The organism is Nosocomiicoccus sp. HMSC09A07 (genome assembly GCF_001808485.1).
Lineage (GTDB): Bacteria > Bacillota > Bacilli > Staphylococcales > Salinicoccaceae > Nosocomiicoccus > Nosocomiicoccus ampullae_A.
Genome location: NZ_KV793623.1, coordinates 20,088 through 37,525, shown reverse-complemented (window position 1 = coordinate 37,525; position 17,438 = coordinate 20,088). Strand labels below are relative to the sequence as shown.

At 35.6% G+C, this 17,438-nt stretch carries 19 protein-coding genes; 14 read left to right on the top strand and 5 right to left on the bottom strand.

Annotation, left to right across the window (positions count from 1 at the left end):
* Positions 1-210: 210 nt before the first annotated feature.
* Positions 211-756 (bottom strand): Maf family protein, encoded by a 546-nt coding sequence (locus HMPREF3177_RS00380; protein WP_083286800.1) that lies wholly within the window; start codon positions 754-756, stop codon positions 211-213.
* A 121-nt stretch (positions 757-877) separates the two neighbouring features.
* Between HMPREF3177_RS00380 and HMPREF3177_RS00375 the strand changes: the two genes are divergently transcribed.
* The 7 genes from HMPREF3177_RS00375 (at position 878) to fumC (ending at position 6,192) form a co-directional block, all read left to right on the top strand.
* Complete coding sequence (locus tag HMPREF3177_RS00375) at positions 878-1,225, top strand: DUF6176 family protein (RefSeq protein ID WP_068130678.1); 348 nt, start codon at positions 878-880, stop codon at positions 1,223-1,225.
* Positions 1,226-1,273: 48 nt separating this feature from the next.
* The gene (gene queG, locus HMPREF3177_RS00370) at positions 1,274-2,401 is read left to right on the top strand and encodes a tRNA epoxyqueuosine(34) reductase QueG (RefSeq protein ID WP_070456230.1); all 1,128 of its coding nucleotides are present in this window, start codon (positions 1,274-1,276) and stop codon (positions 2,399-2,401) included.
* Between the two features lie 3 nt (positions 2,402-2,404).
* Positions 2,405-2,872: a tRNA (uridine(34)/cytosine(34)/5-carboxymethylaminomethyluridine(34)-2'-O)-methyltransferase TrmL gene (gene trmL / locus HMPREF3177_RS00365; protein WP_371327384.1), complete on the top strand. Its 468-nt coding sequence runs from the start codon at positions 2,405-2,407 to the stop codon at positions 2,870-2,872.
* A gap of 10 nt (positions 2,873-2,882) precedes the next feature.
* On the top strand, positions 2,883-3,626 hold the full coding sequence (gene nfsA, locus HMPREF3177_RS00360) for an oxygen-insensitive NADPH nitroreductase (protein ID WP_070456225.1): 744 nt from the start codon (positions 2,883-2,885) through the stop codon (positions 3,624-3,626).
* Between the two features lie 312 nt (positions 3,627-3,938).
* Positions 3,939-4,523: a sugar phosphate isomerase family gene (locus HMPREF3177_RS00355; protein WP_070456223.1), complete on the top strand. Its 585-nt coding sequence runs from the start codon at positions 3,939-3,941 to the stop codon at positions 4,521-4,523.
* Between the two features lie 11 nt (positions 4,524-4,534).
* A complete protein-coding gene (locus HMPREF3177_RS00350) occupies positions 4,535-4,720 on the top strand; it encodes a hypothetical protein (protein WP_070456221.1) in 186 nt (61 codons plus the stop codon).
* A gap of 83 nt (positions 4,721-4,803) precedes the next feature.
* Complete coding sequence (fumC, locus tag HMPREF3177_RS00345) at positions 4,804-6,192, top strand: class II fumarate hydratase (RefSeq protein WP_068130659.1); 1,389 nt, start codon at positions 4,804-4,806, stop codon at positions 6,190-6,192.
* Positions 6,193-6,234: 42 nt separating this feature from the next.
* On the opposite strand, the gene HMPREF3177_RS00340 is transcribed toward fumC, so the two are convergent.
* The 3 genes from HMPREF3177_RS00340 to HMPREF3177_RS00330 are packed head-to-tail and all read right to left on the bottom strand — an operon-like array spanning position 6,235 to position 7,935.
* The gene (locus tag HMPREF3177_RS00340) at positions 6,235-7,023 is read right to left on the bottom strand and encodes an RluA family pseudouridine synthase (RefSeq protein WP_070456218.1); all 789 of its coding nucleotides are present in this window, start codon (positions 7,021-7,023) and stop codon (positions 6,235-6,237) included.
* The gene (locus HMPREF3177_RS00335; RefSeq protein WP_070456216.1) at positions 7,020-7,523 is read right to left on the bottom strand and encodes a thioredoxin family protein; all 504 of its coding nucleotides are present in this window, start codon (positions 7,521-7,523) and stop codon (positions 7,020-7,022) included. The genes HMPREF3177_RS00340 and HMPREF3177_RS00335 overlap by 4 nt, the downstream gene beginning before the upstream one ends.
* A complete protein-coding gene (locus HMPREF3177_RS00330; RefSeq protein WP_306452479.1) occupies positions 7,513-7,935 on the bottom strand; it encodes a disulfide oxidoreductase in 423 nt (140 codons plus the stop codon). The genes HMPREF3177_RS00335 and HMPREF3177_RS00330 overlap by 11 nt, the downstream gene beginning before the upstream one ends.
* 100 nt (positions 7,936-8,035) lie before the next feature.
* Between HMPREF3177_RS00330 and HMPREF3177_RS00325 the strand changes: the two genes are divergently transcribed.
* Both HMPREF3177_RS00325 and HMPREF3177_RS00320 read left to right on the top strand, forming a co-directional pair.
* Complete coding sequence (locus tag HMPREF3177_RS00325) at positions 8,036-9,136, top strand: GAF domain-containing sensor histidine kinase (RefSeq protein WP_083286799.1); 1,101 nt, start codon at positions 8,036-8,038, stop codon at positions 9,134-9,136.
* A gap of 13 nt (positions 9,137-9,149) precedes the next feature.
* Positions 9,150-9,776, top strand: a complete 627-nt coding sequence (locus HMPREF3177_RS00320; RefSeq protein ID WP_068130646.1) for a response regulator — start codon at positions 9,150-9,152, stop codon at positions 9,774-9,776.
* On the opposite strand, the gene HMPREF3177_RS00315 is transcribed toward HMPREF3177_RS00320, so the two are convergent.
* Positions 9,766-10,641: a cation diffusion facilitator family transporter gene (locus tag HMPREF3177_RS00315; protein WP_070456212.1), complete on the bottom strand. Its 876-nt coding sequence runs from the start codon at positions 10,639-10,641 to the stop codon at positions 9,766-9,768. The genes HMPREF3177_RS00320 and HMPREF3177_RS00315 overlap by 11 nt on opposite strands.
* 489 nt (positions 10,642-11,130) lie before the next feature.
* Here HMPREF3177_RS00315 and HMPREF3177_RS00310 point away from each other — a divergent pair, with 489 nt between their 5' ends.
* The 5 genes from HMPREF3177_RS00310 to HMPREF3177_RS00290 all read left to right on the top strand — a co-directional run bounded on the left by HMPREF3177_RS00310 (position 11,131) and on the right by HMPREF3177_RS00290 (position 17,435).
* Positions 11,131-11,577, top strand: a complete 447-nt coding sequence (locus HMPREF3177_RS00310) for a helix-turn-helix transcriptional regulator (RefSeq protein ID WP_040929032.1) — start codon at positions 11,131-11,133, stop codon at positions 11,575-11,577.
* A 49-nt stretch (positions 11,578-11,626) separates the two neighbouring features.
* The gene (locus tag HMPREF3177_RS00305) at positions 11,627-12,757 is read left to right on the top strand and encodes a DUF445 domain-containing protein (protein WP_070456210.1); all 1,131 of its coding nucleotides are present in this window, start codon (positions 11,627-11,629) and stop codon (positions 12,755-12,757) included.
* A gap of 74 nt (positions 12,758-12,831) precedes the next feature.
* Positions 12,832-13,179, top strand: a complete 348-nt coding sequence (locus HMPREF3177_RS00300; protein WP_040929034.1) for a YlbF/YmcA family competence regulator — start codon at positions 12,832-12,834, stop codon at positions 13,177-13,179.
* Positions 13,180-13,300: 121 nt separating this feature from the next.
* Positions 13,301-14,485, top strand: a complete 1,185-nt coding sequence (locus HMPREF3177_RS00295; RefSeq protein WP_070456207.1) for a metallophosphoesterase family protein — start codon at positions 13,301-13,303, stop codon at positions 14,483-14,485.
* Between the two features lie 4 nt (positions 14,486-14,489).
* Positions 14,490-17,435: an ATP-binding protein gene (locus tag HMPREF3177_RS00290; protein WP_070456205.1), complete on the top strand. Its 2,946-nt coding sequence runs from the start codon at positions 14,490-14,492 to the stop codon at positions 17,433-17,435.
* Positions 17,436-17,438: the final 3 nt, after the last annotated feature.

Genomic DNA, 17,438 nt, shown 5'->3' with positions numbered 1-17,438 from the left:
AGTGTAGAGATACCCGAAAGCTTGACGAATAGCGGCTTATTCATGAAGTAATAGTGTAGAGTTACCCGAAAGCTTGACGAACAGTGGCTTATTCATGAAGTAATAGTGTAGATTTACCCGAAAGCTTGACGAATAGTGGCTTATTGATGAAAAACACCTGCTAATCTTCTTCCCCTAGTTAACTGAATAGAAGTTAGCAAGTGTTATTCCTTATTCAAAAAATCTCAGTTCCCGACACACATCTCCAAGTGGTAATCCAACGACAGCGTTGTAATCGCCGGAGATTCGCTTAACAAACTTCGCGCCGAGTCCCTGGATACCGTAGGCTGCTGCTTTGTCATATGGTTCGTCTGTGTTTAAGTAGTGTTCGATTTCTTTATCGTCTAACTCGAAGAACTCGACTTCAGTTTCTCTAACGATTGGTATTTCAGTGTCACCTTTACGCAGGAGTGCTGCTGAAATAACAGTATGCGTTTTGCCCGATAGCATTTTAAGCATGTGGCGTGCGTCGGCTCGGTCAGCCGGCTTTTCTAATATTTCACCGTTAAACTGTATGAGTGTGTCACACGATAAAATAATGTCTTCGTCGTTATCAATCGCGTATGATTTTAAGCTTGCGAGAGCCATTGCTTTCTTCTGTGGATCTCTTTCAGTGACAGAAGATTCGTCAACATTTGGGATAATAGTTAAAAAGTTTAATTCGACTTGTTTTAATAACTCTTGCCGTCTCGGTGATCCAGATGCTAAAATAAGCATAAATTGTCTCAATCCTTTCTTTATAATCGGTGTGGAGATATTCTAGAATAAGTGTATAATCTAATAATGTATTGAGTATCATTTTAGAATGTTTATTTGCATATCGCAAGAGGTGAAATAAATGTATAAAGTGGAATTAACTAAATTTAGAGTGAAGCCAGGTAAGTCTAAAAAAGTAGACCGCTGGTTGAAATACATCCAAGAAAATATGGAAGGTGTCATTCGTAACGTCGAAGGTGAAAAAGTATATGTCGAGACGATTTTCCGTGAAGCGTTTAACGATGTAGAATATCTTTACTGGTATACAATTCAAGATAAAGAAGCAGCAGAAAGTGAAACGACTTCACCGATTGATCAAACACATATCGACTTTTTTGAAGACTGTATCGATCACACGTTCCATCCGGAAGACATGGTGTCAGAGGTACTCATCATTCCTGATCGTATAAAAAAAGCAATGCAGTATTAAAAGAAGCCAACTTCGGCTTCTTTTTTAATCTATTTAAAGAGGTGGCGTATGGACTATCAAAAGTTAAAAGATGAAATAATAGAATACGCACATACAATCGGCATTGACGAAATTGGTTTTACGACAGCAGAACCGTTTCATGAGTTTAGAGATAAATTAATTTCGTACTACGAAAACAATTATGAATCTGGTTTTGAAAAAGGGACGATTGAAGAGCGTGTAAATCCGAAGTTGTCTCTCCCGAGTGCGCGTTCAATTATCGCGATTGCAGTTGGGTATCCGAATCGTCTACCAAAAGACGCACCGAAGTCTCGTAAAGGCGAACGTCGTGGTATATTCGCGAGGTCTTCTTGGGGATTTGATTACCATCATTTACTTAGAACGAGGCTCGAAAAGTTAGAGGCGTTTATAAAAGAACGAGTCGACGGTGTTGAAACGATGTCTATGGTCGATACGGGTGTTTTATCTGATAGAGAAGTTGCGCTACGAAGTGGTCTCGGATTTGTCGGTAAAAACGGATTTATAATCAATCCGAAACTTGGCACGTGGACGTACTTAGGTGAAATGCTTATTAGCATTCCGTTTCCGCCAGATAAACCACTCGTTGGAACTTGTGGGGACTGTACGATTTGTATTGACCGCTGTCCAACGGGAGCACTCGTTGGAAACGGACAACTCGATTCTAAAAAGTGTATATCGTTTTTAACACAGACGAAAACATTTGTGCCAGACGAGTATCGTAAGTCCATCGGTAATAGAATTTACGGATGTGACACGTGTCAGCAAGTGTGCCCGTTAAACGTTGGTATCAATACCCAGCAAGACGATATTATTTTAGAGCCAGAAATTTTAAAGCCGGAATTAACGAGTCTTTTAAAAGTGTCAAATAGAGAATTCAAAGAGACGTATGGTCACTTAGCAGGTGTATGGCGCGGTAAAAATCCGTTACAGCGTAACGCAATTATCGCGCTCGCACATTTTAAAGAAGAAAGTGCGATCCCGACGTTAAAAGACGTCGCAGAAAACGACGTACGCCCTGTCATTAAAGGGACAGCGTACTGGGCGATTGGACAAATTTTAGGCGATAGAGCACTCGATTATATTCACGAGCGCTACAGTAAAGAAACAGACGAAGCAGTAAAAGAAGAAATGCTAAAAGGTATACAAGAGGGTTAAATTATGAATCATATCGTATTATTTCGACCAGATATTCCACAAAATACAGGGAATATCGGACGTACATGTGCAGCGACGAAAACGAAGTTGCATCTAATAAAACCATTAGGGTTTGAAATTACTGACAAACATTTAAAGCGTGCAGGTATGGATTACTGGTACGATCTCGATATTACATATCACGAGAGTATCGAAGACTTTTTAGAAGAAGCAGACGGGAAACTTTACTTTATTTCTAAATTCGGAGAAAATTATTATCATGAAGAGGATTATTCTGATTCAGATGAAGACCACTATCTAATCTTCGGCAGAGAAACGAAAGGTCTTCCCGACTATATTAAAGAAAAGTACAAAGACCGTTTAATGCGTATTCCGATGCACGAAGATTTTAGAAGTTTAAATCTTTCAAATACAGTTGCGATGGTGCTTTACGAAGCGCTACGTCAACAAGGTTTTAAAGGACTTATATAGGAGGATGAACATGAACGAGACAATTCAATTATTACAAAATCACCGATCGATTCGTGATTTTAAAGATCAACCACTTGAAAGAGAAGTGATTGAAACACTAGTGAAATCTGCACAGCAAGCTTCGACGTCAAGCTACGTTCAAGCGTATTCAATTATCGGTGTGACAGATGAAGATAAAAAACAAGCGATTATGGAAATTAGTACACAACCGTACGTAAAAGATAATGGTCATTTATTTATCTTTGTCGCAGACTATAATCGTCATTTAGAGCTTGCAAAACGTAAAGGATATGAAATACATTTTGATACGACTGAAAGTTTACTCATCGGTGTCGTAGACGTAGCGCTTGCAGCACAGAACTTAGCAGTCGCAGCAGAGTCTCTAGACTTAGGGATTTGTTATTTAGGTTCGATTCGCAACAATACGAAAAAAATGATTGAAATTTTAGAACTACCAGAAGGAACGTTCCCAGTGATTGGTATGGCAGTTGGATATAAAAATAGCGAAGGTAGTTTTAAAGAAAGATTACCACAAGACACAGTTTACTTTGAAAATACGTATCCAGAATTTGAACAAATCGAAGCGTCCCTAAATGATTACGATGAAACAATTACAGAGTATTATAAAACTCGCGATGAAAATAAACGACAAGATAACTGGTCAGAGCAAGTCGTTAAGAAATTATCAAAAATGGACCAAGTCCGTAAAGATATAAAAGACGTATTAAATGCACAAGGATTTTTAAAAGATTAAACGAAAAAACGCAAACTTTAGAAGTTTGCGTTTTGTTATGTCATTATTATTTTTCATCTGGTCCGTTATCGACGTATCCTGGTTTGTTTTCTTTACCAGCTGTAAGAATCGAAGTTAGGAATGCTGCACATACCATAAAGATAAGAATTGCTTTCATCTATAATATCCCCCAGTGCGTTTAATAGTTACTCTCATTATAAACTATTTTGTCAGTGAAACAAAGCGTATTTTAAATATCAATTAAACATTGTTTAAAATGGCTGTTTTCGGGTAATCTATTATTAATAACTGTTCTGATAGGAGACGACAATTATGGCTTTAAACTTTAGAATTTATGAAACAAAACATGATGCGGATTTATTTTTAGCAGATCAATTAAGAAAACAAATTTCATTAAATCCGGATTCTACATTAGTACTTGATTTAAACGATACATTAGATAACGCATATGATTATTTAATCGGTGAAGTAAATAACCATCCAGTCAATTTAGCAAACGTGAAATTATTACTTGCAAATGGTGATGGGGGTGCGAAATTTAACGCACTCGATATTCCAGAGCAACAAATTCGTAACGTAAAATCAGATGACGATTTAAATCGTTATCTCGACAAAAAAGAGAAAGTAAACGTTGCGGTATTAAATTTAGATCATGAATTTAAAGGATTTAAATCTGGTAGTAGCGACGACGTATTTAAAGCAAAAGAGTTATTTATATATGCGTCAGGTAGCGGTGCGAGTGAAACAGTTCGTAAACTATACGACGCAGATATGAGTAAAGATTCTCCGTTAAGTAAAGTAAAAAATCATCGTATGGTAACTGTTATTTTAGACGCTGAAGCGGCGAGTAAACTAGATAGAGACATTCGCGAATTTTACACGTACAAGTTTGCGTAGGAGAGATAATGATGGATAAAAAACGTAATGAAGAATACACTGACGAAAATACGATGACGTTTAATACAGAAGACGTAAAAGCACTCGGTGAAGAGATGGAAGCTATCTCCGAGGGCCAAACAGCGTCAATAGACCATACAAACCACGGTGCGGACTTAGAAGATAAAGACCTCGGTAAAGACGAACCGGAAAAGTAATTATGAACTAAATAATTTTAAGTGAATCCTCCTGTAATTTCAGTTATACTAATGGTAAATACAAATTCAGGAGGATTTTTTTAATGTCTTACAGAATAGAACATGATACGTTTGGTGAAATTAAAGTTCCAGCAGATAAGTTTTGGGCAGCACAAACTGAGAGAAGTCGTCAAAACTTCCCAGTTGGTAAAGAAAAAATGCCGATTGAAGTGATTGTTGCTTTTGCACAACTTAAACGCGCGGCTGCAATTGTGAACTCTGAACTCGGTAAATTATCTGAAGAGAAAAAAGACGCAATTGTTTACGCGACAGACAAAATTATCGCTAGAGAACTAGACGAGCACTTCCCGTTAGTCGTATGGCAAACCGGAAGCGGTACGCAAAGTAACATGAACGTGAACGAAGTCGTTGCACACGTTGCGAACGATTATTTAAAAGAAAAGGGTAGTGACGAGGTTGTTCATCCTAACGATGACGTCAACAAATCACAAAGCTCAAACGATACGTTCCCAACAGCAATGTACGTTGCGTTAATGACTGAAACAGAAGTGACGTTACTTCCAGCACTTCAAAAGTTACGCGACACGTTTAAAGAAAAAGAAGAAAAGTTCCAAGATATTATTAAAATCGGTCGTACACACTTACAAGATGCAACACCACTTTCACTTGGTCAAGAAGTGAGTGGCTGGAGATATTCTTTAGATAAGTCATTAGAAATGATCAACGAATCTAAAAAACAACTCGCAAACTTAGCAATCGGTGGAACTGCTGTTGGTACAGGCTTAAACGCACACCCTGAGTTCGGTGATAGAGTTGCAAAACAAATCTCTGAGCAAACAGGATATGATTTTGTTTCATCTGACAACAAATTCCACGCGTTATCACAGTACGATGAAGTTGTATACTTCCACGGTGCTTTAAAAGCATTAGCCGGAGATGTATTAAAAATCGTTAACGATATCCGTTGGTTAGCATCTGGTCCACGTGCAGGTATCGGTGAAATTACGATTCCTGAAAACGAACCAGGATCATCAATTATGCCAGGTAAAGTAAACCCAACGCAAGCTGAAATGTTATCGATGGTTGCAGCACAAGTATTTGGTAACGATGCAGCAGTTGGATTTGGTGCGTCACAAGGTAACTTTGAATTAAACGTTTATAAACCATTAATTTTAATGAACACGTTACAATCTATTTACCTTCTAGGCGACGGTATGGATACGTTCAACAACAACTGTGCAGTTGGAATTGAACCGAACATGGAAGTAATCGATGAGTTATTAAATCGTTCACTCATGTTAGTCACAGCATTAAACCCACATATCGGTTATGAAAATGCAGCGACTATTGCGAAAAACGCACATAAAAAAGGTATTACATTAAAAGAATCAGCATTAGAAACTGGTCTAGTAACAGAAGAACAGTTCGACGAATGGATCCGTCCAGAAGACATGATTCATCCGAATGCGTAATTGAAATAGAAAAGGTCAGTCTCATATGAGACTGACCATTTTTTATATTTCTACATTGATAATTTTTTCTGTAACGGGATGGTTAAACTGGACACGTGAAGCGTAGAGTCGTAGTGTATCATTGTTAGTGCCACCGTATATTTTATCTCCAATAATCGGTGCGCCGAGATATGACAAGTGAACGCGAATTTGATGTGTACGTCCTGTTTCCAGTTGAACTGTCACTTTATTATCTTTGATTGAAATAACGTTTGTTACTGCGTGTTTTCCACGTCGATTCACTTCTTGATGATTTCTACTTTTCGCTTGTTTGATTGGTAACTCTATTTTACCGATTTTTAATCTACCGATTGAAGAGACATATGCTGTATATTCTCTTATAATTTCATGGTGTTCGATCATATAGTCTAACATCTTTTTAACGTAGCTATTTTTAGCGAGTATGAGAAGGCCTTTCGTGTCGTAGTCTAATCGGTGTACGGGCTCTAAGTATGCAGATGAAATTGTATTCGCCGCGTCGTTCATTAACGTATTTGTTTCGTCGTCGTTCGGATGCGTCTTTTTATTGTGCGGTTTTAACACGACTGCTAAATAATCATCTTCGTACATGACATTTACTGTCTCGTTACTTTTTATATAATTACTATCTTGTGAAAAATCAGGAAGATGAACAACATCTCCCTGACTGACTAAATCTCTTAATTGTTTTTGTTCGCCGTTTATCGTAATTTCTTTACTCATTCTTAACCAGTGCATTTCTTTTTTAGGAATATGCATTGATTTTAAAATGTTTTCTAGCGATTCGTTTTGCTGTGTGACGGTAAAAATCATTGGTTTCTAACGCTTTTAATCCATTCTACGTAGTTGTCTGCCGATTGTGCGCCGCCTTCTGCACGCGTCACTTCTTTACCGTTTTTATAGTAGACGAGTGTTGGTGTTGCAGTAATCCCTGCAGTTTGCTGGTATTCTGGATATTCTAACACGTTAAGTTGAACGAGAGGGAAATCCTCTTTTTCTTTTGCACCGATTAATAGTGGTGTAGATTCGATACAATACTGACAAACTGGGCTCCAGTAATAGACGAATAATTCTTCTTCAGAGTCGATCTTTTCTTGTGTCACTTCAGGTGTTTCATTGAAATGATAGTTCTCATCGTCTAATCTGTCGATTGTTGGACCTTGGAGGTCTTTGACCTCTTTATCAGTATATGGATAATAACCACTTTCACTAATCTTTTCTGGATTATTTTTGTCAGACTGTAATACTAAAAATACCGCAGCAAAGGCGATGATAACAACCGCGATAACACCGTAAAATAATTTATTGTTCATAGTTTTTCTCCTTTTTAAAAGTGAGTATTGATAAAATAATAATAATAAAGAACGCTGTAAGCGACATGAACGGAATTGTTATAAATCCGAGATAGTTTACGTATGTCACTGTACAAGAGTTATCACTACACGCATTCAACCCGTCTTGTATAGCCGGTAGTTTTTGAAGTGAATAGTGGTAAATGCCGATTAAAAAGCCGAATACACTCATCGATAATATATAAATGTTCGCTTTTATGTCGTTTTTAATTATTGCGATTAAAGATATAATAGTAAGTGGGTACATTAAAATTCGTTGATACCAGCATAGCTCACATGGTATGTAGTTTCTAATTTCACTAAAATATAAAGACCCGAGTGTCGCGATGAGTGACACTAAGAAAATGAGTTGCATTAAAAATTTCTTATTCAACCTATCACCTCAATGTGTTACGTACGTTAAGTTTTATTTTAACATAAAGAGAATTGTATAGAGTAAATAAAGTGTCTAATTTTTTACAAGGAGCATGCATGTGAAAAGTAAAATAGAATTACTACGAATGATTGCAGAGTATTTAAATCAAGAGACAAATCGAGACACGATGTTAAACGAGGCGCTGAAGTTACTGATCGACAATAGCGAATTCAATACAGGATGGATCTTTTTCATTGATAATAATGGAGAACACGACCTCGCTGCTCATTATAATTTACCAGTTGGATTAAAGGAAAATGATTATGAGAAATTATTTAACGGTAAATGTTGGTGCGTCAATCAGTATAACCATGATAATTTAAAAAATGCGACGAATATAATCGCGTGTTCTAGACTAGAAAAATTGATGCGTGAAGATGCTTCTAAAAATGAAGGGATCACACATCACGCGACAGTACCGCTTATATCTAGTGGGGATTCGTTCGGTATATTAAACGTCGCTTCTAAATACGTTAAAGCATACGATAAGGACACGTTAGATTTGCTAGAATCCGTCGCGTTTCAAATCGGTTCAACGTTAAAGCGACTTGAACTGACAAAGATTGAAAAAGAAAATGCACGTATTCAAGAACGTCAACGCCTCGCAAGAGATCTTCATGACTCGATTAGTCAGACGATTTTTTCAATTAACATTATGAGTAATGCTGGAGTTAGAATTGCAGAGTCAGAAGAGATGAAATCGACGCTACAAAAAATTGAGTCGACGTCTAAATATGCAATGAATGAAATGAAAGCATTAATTTGGCAGCTAAAACCAATTGGGTTAGAAAACGGGCTCGTCGACGCGTTAAAAGAATATGCAGCGCTCATTCATATTGAATTATCGATTGATATCGATGGATTTTATCAGTTACCAGATAATAGTGAAATTGAAGTGTTTCGTGTCATCCAAGAAGCGTTAAATAATACGAGCAAGCACTCGAATGTTAATAAAAGTGATGTCAAAATTATCGTTTCTGAAGGTGTGTTTTCTGTCGTTGTAAGAGATGAAGGTGACGGATTTGATATGAAAGAAGTTACGCGCCAACACGGTCTAAAAAATATGAAAGCACGTGTCGAACGACTCGGTGGGTTGTTTAGTGTTAAATCTAGTCTTGGGCATGGTACGACGATTCGCTTTACGATACCGATTGAATAGAGGGGATATAACTATGAATATTGTAATTACTGATGATCACGCAGTCGTGCGTGAAGGTATGAAGTTTTTACTTAGTACGACAGAAGATTTAAAAGTCGTAAAAGATGTCGATAGTGGTGCGAAGTTAATTCAGTTTTTAGAAGACAATCATAAAATGATAGATTTAGTATTACTCGATTTAGTCATGCCTGAAATGGACGGTATGGCAGTATTAGAAATCGTTAAGCGAGATTTTCCAAAATTAAAAGTCGTTATATTAACGAGCTACACGTCAGAAGAGTACGTACGTCCTGCATTAAATAAAAAAGCAGACGGCTATTTAATTAAAGAAATGGATGCGGATGATTTAATCGAATCATTAAGAAGAGTTGCAAATGGAGATCAGGTTATTCATCCTGATGTGGAGTTAATGTTATCTAAAGGGCAATTACCACATCAAAAAAATGTATTATCAACTAGAGAATTAGAAGTGCTAAAAGAGATGGTACTCGGTAAAAGTAATAAAGAAATCGCAGAGACGCTGTTTGTAAGTGAAAAAACGGTCAAAACACATGTGAGTCATATTTTAAATAAACTCGAAGTGTCTGACCGTACACAAGCTGTCGTCTATGCGATTCGTCATCACATTATTAATTTATAACTGCGGGTTCAATATGAACGATTGTTTCAGTATCACCGAATGCGTCGGACATAGCATGTTCGATGTGTTCGGTAATTTTATGTCCTTCTATCACGTTTAAATGTGGATCGACAGTGACTGTCACATCGATAAAATAAATAAATCCGTGAGAACGACCCTTAATATCTACAACGTCTATGACACCGTCGACATCTTCGATGAGTGTCTTCATTTGATTCAATATTTTGCTATTAAATCCGTCAGTTAATGTCGTTGCGGTTTCTTTAAAAATAATAATCGCAGTGTATATAATTAACGCTCCGATTAAAAAACTCGCAATTGTATCCAGTGTTTTAAAACCAAGTAATACTCCAATGATACCAATCGCAGCACCAAGAGATACCATGCCGTCTTGGAAGTTATCGATACTCGCAGCTTTTAACGCGACACTGTTGACTTTATTTGCAAGTTTATAGTTAATGACCGCGACGATAAACATTACAATCATTGAAAACAGAGATACATATAACGACGTCGTACTCGGTTCAGCGAAGTCGTTATTAATAAATTTAATAACCGTTTGTATAATGACTTGTATACCGACCGCAAACATAATGAAACTTGCAATTAACGCTGCAATTAACTCTGCACGAAAGTGACCATACGTATGGTTATCGTCTCTTGGAATTAAAGCGATTGTTAAACCGATAAATAGCGCTGTCGATCCAATCACGTCAGTAAAGTTATTTAATCCGTCTGCGATTAACGCATCGGACTTATCGAAAAAACCAACGGTAATTTTAACGACTGTTAAAAAAATATATGTACAAATAGAAAGCACTGCACCGTGGCGTGCTTTTTTAATATTTTGTTTAATCGTTTGCATTTAAGCACCTCGAACAAAAATAATCTAGATATAAATTTTATCACTTTTTAATTGAGATTACATATGTATTATTTTACTTTTACGTCTAAAAAGGAATATAATAAAATAGCACGATAGGTATTAACAAACAGAAAACAAAATGGCATAATTATAAAATAAAAAGACGTATTAATTTGAAATTCATTAGAAAATTATATGAATAACATGCGTTTTAATTGCATTTACACTACATTATGTACTAAAATGTGTTTCTACGATGAAATTCATGTATATAGAATTCTCATCAAACGTTGACAGTATTATATTGTATGTCATTTTAAATATTATCCTACCAGTTTCATTCATCGTTGCGAAGAGTTACTTTAAGATTAAACTTTGTTCAACTAAAAGGTGCGACTGCTAAATGGGATGTTAATATCCTCGAGTCGAATGAGGAAAACACACGTTAACACATAGTTTAACGTATAAATGAAGGGAAGAATTTTAGTTATGGACAAAAAAGCCTTTACTAAGGTCATTCAGGAGAAGTTCAAAATAGTACGAACAGAAGCTGGGTATACTCAAGATTCAATGAGTCAAACAGTCGGTCTTTCTAAAAAGACACTCGTACAAATCGAAAAAGAAAGAATAGTTCCAAACTGGACAACATGTGTTTCAATTTGTGCATTATTCAGAGATAGCGACATTTTAACAAGTACTTTCGGTGGAGACCCACTAGAACTTGCTCAAGTATTATCTCGCGGTAATGCTCACTATCCACAATATAACAAAGAAATGTTATATTGGGAGAAATTAGAAGAAAAAGACGGATGGAGATTAGAGAAAAACAAAATGAACGATCTCTACCGCGTCGTAAATGCTGACAATCAGGCAGAACACGCGTCTTACCTAGAGCGTCAAGCAGTGACATTCTTCAAACAAAAAACTTCAGAATAATATGTCGAACACCTACACTTAGGTGTTCTTTTTTTAAGGAGGTATAAGAATGTCTGTGACGACGATTATAATAACGACAATTGTCGGTGCGTTAATCGGTGGAATAACGAACACGATAGCGATTAAAATGTTATTTCATCCGTATGAAGCAAAACATATATTTGGGAAACGCATCCCACTTACGCCTGGTGTTGTTCCGATGCGTAGAGATGAGGCATCTAAAAAGCTTGGAAATATAATTACAGGCTATTTATTAACACCGGAAGTTTTTGTAGAAAAACTACAAAGTAAAGAATCACAAAAGTTTATGGATTTATTCATCGATCGCCAAATTCAAACGATTGAAGAAGAAAACGTGTCAATCGGTGACGTGTTAAATAAAATATCTCCAAATTTAAAAGAGAAAATATTATCATTTTTATATCAAGAAATTGATTCGAAGATAAAAACGTCGAGTGACGAACTTATGAACAGGTCAATTGAATCGTTGATTCCGCATGACGCAAAAGAGACGATTGACAAAGAAGTCAATAATTTACATCTTGTGATTAACGAAAAAATCATTACTTATTTAACATCCGATAAAGGTTACGAAGATATATATACGATGATTGATGATTTTATCGAAAATAGAGGTAAACTCGAGCGTGCGTTAAAATATGTCGTACCGAAAGACTCCCTTGCAACTCGTGTACAAGGGGAGTTAGTGAAGCTATTAAGTCATGAAGACATGAAATCGATTGAACGAGAATTCATCGTAAGAGAGTATGATAAATTTATAAAAAAATCTCCGAGCGAATATATCTCTAAAATTGATCAAGAAAAAGCGACACATAGTGCAGCGGAAATTTTTAAACGCAAAATGAATTTAGAAGAATTACTCGATAGACCAATCGCTCAGTTAAATGAGACGATGTTTCAAACGTTTAAATCTTCAGGAAAACTACGTTTAAGAGACAACATCACGCATTATCTTGGAAAGTACATTCCAAGTATCGTAAAACATTTAAAATTAGCTGAAGTGATTAAACGTCAAATCGATAGTTTTGACATAAAAACACTCGAATTTTTAGTGTTTGAAGTTGCGAGAAAAGAACTCCAAATGATTATGTTACTCGGATATGTACTTGGAGGAATCGTTGGATTTTTACAAGGTATTCTCGTTCCGTTAATAGTGTAACCGTATCATTTTATTTTATATTAGACGTATGATATTATAATCAATATGAAATTTTAAATACAGAGGAGAATTCCATGGTAAATGTATATGATCAAGCAAATGCGCTTGAAAGTGCTTTGAGACAATCTGAAGAATTTAAAGCATTAGAATCTTTTTATAAAGCGGTAAATGAAAATGAAGATTCAAAAAAATTATTCGATGAATTTAGAGAAGTTCAAATGGAACTTCAATTAAAACAAATGCAAGGGGAAGAAATGTTAGATTCTGATATTGAGCGTGCACAGCAAACAGCACAATCAGTAGAAGAAGATGAAAACATTAAACAATTAATGGAAGCGGAGCAAAAATTAAGTATGTTAATCCAAGACTTAAACCGCGTCATTATGAAACCAATCGAAGAACTATACAAAGTGAATGAGTAAATTATAGTAGATTGATTATAGGTTTTTAAACGAATATAATCTCTCAAGAGGCAAGGGTTAGACCCCATGCCTCTTTTGTCGTTTTTTGGTATAATGTATGAAAAGAAAGGTGAGGTGAACGATGGTTAAATTTATCCACGCCGCTGATTTACATCTCGATAGCCCGTTTAAGTCGAGAAGTGAATTGCCGCCACACATTGTTGATCGTTTAATGGAAAGTACATACAACGCAACGAAACGTATGATCGACTATGCAATTAAAGAGAAAGTCGATTTTATCATTATTGCTGGAGATGTATTTGACCAAAAAAACAGAACATTAAAATCAGAAATATTTTTAAAAGAACAATTTCAACGTTTAGAAGATAACGGAATCTTTACGTATATGATTCACGGTAACCATGACCCACTTGATCATAACGTTAAGACGAGTTGGCCAAGTACTGTTCATGTATTTAAAGAAAACATCGAAACATATCAATTGATGAGTAAAGATAACGAGAAAATCTTTTTACACGGATTTAGTTATTTACACGATGAAACATACGAAAATAAAATTGATCATTATCCAGTAAATAATCGAAACGACGGTATTCATATCGGTATATTACACGGAACGTATTCTAAGTCGAATACGAAGAGTAAACGATATACAGAATTTACTTTAGAAGACTTACGTTCGAAACTCTATCATTACTGGGCACTTGGGCATATACATCAGCGTCAAGAACTATCAGATATGCCGCTTATAAATTATGCAGGTAACATTCAAGGGCGTCATATGAATGAAACAGGAGAAAAAGGATTTTATATCGTATCCGGAGACCACGTTCATTTATATAGTACATTTGTCAGTGTTGAAGATATTCAGTTTGAACGCTATGATCTTGAAGTCAATAATATTTACCGTGATGAGTTATATCGTGCAGTCACGGAATATAAAAACAAACTCCGTAAAGAAGGTAGTCGTGTAATCGAATTGACGGTCTATTATGACGGAGAAGAAGACATTAGTGGTAACGACTATTACGAAATACTATCTCTATTACAAGAAGATGAACGAGATGTCGAAGACTTTGTGTGGATTGATCGACTATATATCGAACAAGAAAATCCCGATCAAAACGCACTACTCACAGATATAAAAAATTCATTTAAAGATGACGATGATCTATATAAAACAGCGTTAAACACGTTATATATGGACCCGAAAGTCAATAAATTTTTACCACCAATGGAAGATATCGACAAAGAAAAGCTACTAGAACTTGGTGAAGCACGTTTAAAACTACTCATGAGGAAGTAACAATATGAAAATTAAAGGATTAGATATATACGGTTACGGTAAAATCATCGATAAAAGTTTTAAAATTGAACATGATTTCGTCCAAGTGTTTGGGGAAAACGAAGCGGGTAAATCGACGATGATGTCGTTTATTCACTCGATTTTATTTGGGTTCCCGCGCCGAAACGAAGGCGAACCAAGACGTGAACCGAGACTTGGTAACGCCTATGGTGGGCGACTAATCGTTCAGTTTGTCGATGAAGTTGGACCGGTAACTATTGAACGTATTAAAGGTAATAAGTCAGCTGGAGATGTACGTATTACGATGGCTGACGGTACAGAACGAAGCGAAGATTGGCTAAAAAGAAAATTAAATTATATCGATAAAGAAATGTATCGTTCGATATTCTCTTTTGATGTTCTCGGTCTACAAGATATTAACAAAAACTTAACCGAAAAAGACCTTCAAGATTATTTACTGCGTGCAGGTGCACTCGGTTCTAATAAATATGAAGACATGCTTAACGCAATTAACACTAAGCTTGACGAGCTATATAAACGTAACGGTACAAAACCAGATATTAACGTAAAAATTGATTCGATAAGCAATATGACTGAAAAAATCGCAGAGCTTGAATCGTATGAAGAGACATATGAATCACTCGTGAGTGAAAAGCATAAAATTATCGAAAGTATCGAACGTAAAAGACACTCGGTAAATAGTACTAAACAGCAACTCAAAAATAAGATGAAAGAAATTATGTATCATCCTGAAATTAAAGAGTGGCAAAGTTTAGCAAATAAAATCGATGTCGAACCAGCCTTGTTCCCAGAAAAAGGGATTGAGCGTTATGAAGCGCTTAAAAACCATTTAACGACGGGTCAAAAAGATAAATTACTTCGTCAAGAAAAGCTCGAAGCACTCATCCGAGAAGAGAATAGAGTCGTGTTACCAGAAGAAGACACACTTAATTATTTAGAAAGACTGAGTAAAGAAGAGCCAAATATTAAACATGAACTGCTTGAACTCGAACGTTTACAAAGTGAAGTCGCAACGATCGAAGAAAAAATTCACCGCTCGATGAACGATATCGGTTGGCAAGAAGAGCATTTAGATGTAGATGATTCAAACATCGTGAGAGAAAATGTTCAAAGTTTACTCTCCCGTCACGATGAAATCGAAATGGAAAGCGAATTTTATAATAATTCAATCGCCCAGTTAAAAGATGAAATTAAAGAGACGGATAAAAAACTAGAAAGTTTCTCTGACAGTCAAATTTCAAATCAAAGAATACGTGCAAAACTTGAAGTTCAAGACTTAGAACATGAGCTTAAAGAAAAAGAACGCGTCTATCATTTAATTGAAGATAAGTACTTTGAAGAAGAGAAAAAGCGAGAAGCACGTAATAAAACTCAAGGCACAGTGATTATCTCGATGAGTGTCATACTCATGCTAATTGGTCTGTCGTTTATCTTTATAAGTAACCAAAATATATACGGTATTATATTTATCGTCGTTGGGTTATTATCATTACTCTTATTAAAACTCAATAAAACTGAAGAAGAAGACGATCATTTAAAAGATGAATACGAACAAGACCTTGAAAAGCTTAAACAACAAATTAAAGAGAAAAAAGAAGCGCACGATTTAAACTTCGATTATTATGATGCACGTGAGATGATGAACGAAGTCGATCGTCATACGAATAAAAAGTTATCAGATGAAATTAAACTAGAAAGTTTAGAAGAAAAACGTTCGATTTTAGATAGTACAAATGACCAGTTAAAACGAGATCTTGCTCGTGTTAAAGAGAAATTATACGTCAGCGATGAATTAGAAAATGCTCAAATCGTCGATACGATATATACGATTCGTAATATCAAACAAATGAGACGTAACGTCGATGAGCTGAATACACGCATCGAAGCAATTGATAGTAATATTACGCAATTTAGTAATTCAGTTAGAGAAGAAGTTTCAAAATACGGTATCGATTTCCACATTAATTCAATTTTCTTTGAAACGAATAAGCTGCTCGAAAAGCTATTAAAAGATAAATCGACATATCATAACTTAAGAGAGCAAATTAACTTATTTGAAAACGAAATCGACGTCATTGATAATCGTAATTACGTTGCAGAAAAAGAAATGAAGGAACTCTTTAAATATGTCGGAGCAGATGATGAGGACGAATATTATTACTACGGCCGAATGTTTACAGAATTTAAAGAGAATGAAGCACGATTCAAAGAGCTCAATAACAAGTTAACAGAAGAAAACTTCGATTTAGAAAGAAGACAGCAATTATCTGAATTCAACACAGCTGATTTAAGAGACGAAGAAACAGCGCTTAATACGATAATCGAAAACTATGAAAATGACATCGACGAAGAGACAACTATGCTTGCAAAAATCGAACAAGACATTAAACATCTTGAAAAAAACGGACAACTTTCAGTACTCCGTCATCAATACGAACTTGAAAAGAATAGTATAGAAACGAGCGCTGTCGATTATATGTCACTGATGTATATTAAGACGTTAATCGAAGCACACATTAAAGCGATCAAAGACAAGCGTCTTCCAATCGTCGTTGAAGAAGCGAGAAAAATCTTTGAATATATTACAAAAGAACGCTATATCGATGTGATGTATGAAGACAACATCATTAAAGTGAAGCATAGTAACGGTCAAATTTTTGATCCTTCTGAAATCTCACAGTCGACAAAAGAACTATTATATATCGCGTTACGCATTAGCTTAATAAAAGCACTTAAAAACTATTATAATTTACCGATTATTATCGATGATGCATTTGTACACTTTGACCAGACACGTACAAGAACAATTTTAGATTACTTTAAAAAGCAATCAGAAGAACATCAAGTGTTATTCTTTACATGTAATTTAGAAAAGAGCATTCCATCGACAAATACAATCGTTTTACAGGATAGTAAAAATAGGAGGTAACAA